The sequence below is a fragment of the Cylindrospermopsis sp. CR12 genome (assembly GCF_001432185.1).
Taxonomy (GTDB): domain Bacteria; phylum Cyanobacteriota; class Cyanobacteriia; order Cyanobacteriales; family Nostocaceae; genus Raphidiopsis; species Raphidiopsis raciborskii.
Map to the genome: position 1 here is coordinate 744 of NZ_LMVE01000004.1, position 1,613 is coordinate 2,356.

Here is a 1,613-nt window from a genome sequence, read left to right on the forward strand (position 1 = left end):
GGTTAATTCAACCCAATCACGGGTAATTCCTTTGCGAGCTCCTGTAAGGAGTGCTTCGCAATCGCCCCTAGGGGGGGGTGCTTTGAAGTCGCATTTATATATATCCCGTTGGTTTGTTGGGTTTCGTGCCTCAACCCAACCTACGATTACCTACGACAAAACCGGTCGGGTTTAACCGACTTGGGCTTTGAGACCGAGAATTGATTCCCGGTCTCCCCCACGGACAGTCTCCAGGTTTGGATTAACTCAACCAAGTCACGGGTAATTCCTTCCCAATCGCATCCCCCTCTTACTAAAAAGCGATCTCCCATTTGGGTTATTAAACTCAACCTACAATGACCCATATAGACAAATCCTGTGACATCTTAATAGTCGGAGGTGGTATTGTCGGTTTAGCTACAGCCTTCCGTATTTTCCAATCCCGCCCGGATCTCCGATTAGTCCTCCTAGAAAAAGAATCCACCCTGGCTAAACATCAAACCGGCAATAATAGCGGTGTCATTCACTCCGGTCTCTATTTAAGTTGGTGACTACGGGGTTTAGTCCTCAGTATTCGGTGGATGATGCTATTGAGGAGATTATTGCTAAGTATCAATCAGGAGAATTGGTGGAGAGCGATCGCTGTTATACTGTGAGATGGATGAAGCAGTTGAATCTTTGAAATCATCAGAGGTCTGTTGTTATATTGACTAACTCGGAACTTTGTGGCACACAAAAGCATTGTTTGGAAACCTAACTGGCGATCGCCCATAGGGAGTGCTTCCCAATCGCCCTTTTAATTTGAAATAAATTCATATAAACAACGCTGTTGAGGGGGTCAAAACCGGTTGACCCGATGTGTAATCGAAATCTGTAATGTTAAACCATCTTACCAATCTTTTAATACTCCTATATCAATCATTCGTCCTTTTAATACCTATGGACCTCGACAATCAGCACAGCTTGTGGGATGGGAACCTTTATATGGTGGGCGTGAGGGATTTAAGCAGGGTTTGGCAGAAACGGCAGAATGGTTTATGAACCCGACAAATTTGGCAGGGTATAAGAGCGATCGCTACAACATTTGAGGGTCACTGGGGAAGTGGAAAAACTGGAACAGAATTTTTGATGCGGGCTAAAAGCTGTATTGGGAGAGCCGAATCCTTTTGTGCCACTCCATGAGCCTGAGTTTATGGGTAATGAGTGGGAATTGGTCAAAAATTGCCTTGATTCCACCTTTGTTTCGTCTGTTGGTAAATACGTTGATCGCTTTGAGGTCATGCTGGCGGAATATACAGGAGCAAAATATGCTGTAGCGGTAGTAAATGGCACTGCTGCTCTGCATATCGCTTTGTTATTGGCAGGGGTTAAACCGGTGCTTTGAAGTTGCATTTATATATATCCCGTTGGTTTGTTGGGTTTCGTGCCTCAACCCAACCTACGATTACCCACGACAAAACCAGTCGGGTTTAACCGACTTGCGCTTTGAGACCGAGAATTGATTCCCGGTCTCCCCCACGGACAGTCTCCAGGTAAGAGTTGATTCAACCCAGTAATAGTTAATTCCCCAGCGAACGCCCATAGGAAGTGCTTCGCAATCTCGCAAGTGCGAGTGCTTCGCAATCGCCCGTGGC

Annotated in this window: 5 protein-coding genes; 4 read left to right on the top strand and 1 reads right to left on the bottom strand. The window is 45.9% G+C overall.

Going from position 1 to position 1,613, the window contains the following annotated elements:
- Nucleotides 1-335 precede the first annotated feature (335 nt).
- The 4 genes from ASL19_RS00335 to ASL19_RS00345 all read left to right on the top strand — a co-directional run bounded on the left by ASL19_RS00335 (nt 336) and on the right by ASL19_RS00345 (nt 1,363).
- Nucleotides 336-530, top strand: coding sequence for an FAD-dependent oxidoreductase (locus ASL19_RS00335; protein WP_057176834.1), 195 nt, complete (start codon nt 336-338; stop codon nt 528-530).
- A complete protein-coding gene (locus tag ASL19_RS18770; RefSeq protein WP_255356404.1) occupies nt 527-661 on the top strand; it encodes a hypothetical protein in 135 nt (44 codons plus the stop codon). Before ASL19_RS00335 ends, ASL19_RS18770 begins: the two co-directional genes overlap by 4 nt.
- A gap of 166 nt (nt 662-827) precedes the next feature.
- A complete protein-coding gene (locus ASL19_RS18005; protein WP_057176835.1) occupies nt 828-1,067 on the top strand; it encodes a hypothetical protein in 240 nt (79 codons plus the stop codon).
- Nucleotides 1,068-1,147: 80 nt separating this feature from the next.
- Nucleotides 1,148-1,363, top strand: coding sequence for a DegT/DnrJ/EryC1/StrS family aminotransferase (locus ASL19_RS00345; protein WP_057176836.1), 216 nt, complete (start codon nt 1,148-1,150; stop codon nt 1,361-1,363).
- Between the two features lie 44 nt (nt 1,364-1,407).
- On the opposite strand, the gene ASL19_RS18370 is transcribed toward ASL19_RS00345, so the two are convergent.
- On the bottom strand, nt 1,408-1,613 hold a 206-nt coding region (locus ASL19_RS18370), incomplete at its 5' end, for a hypothetical protein (protein ID WP_235528885.1).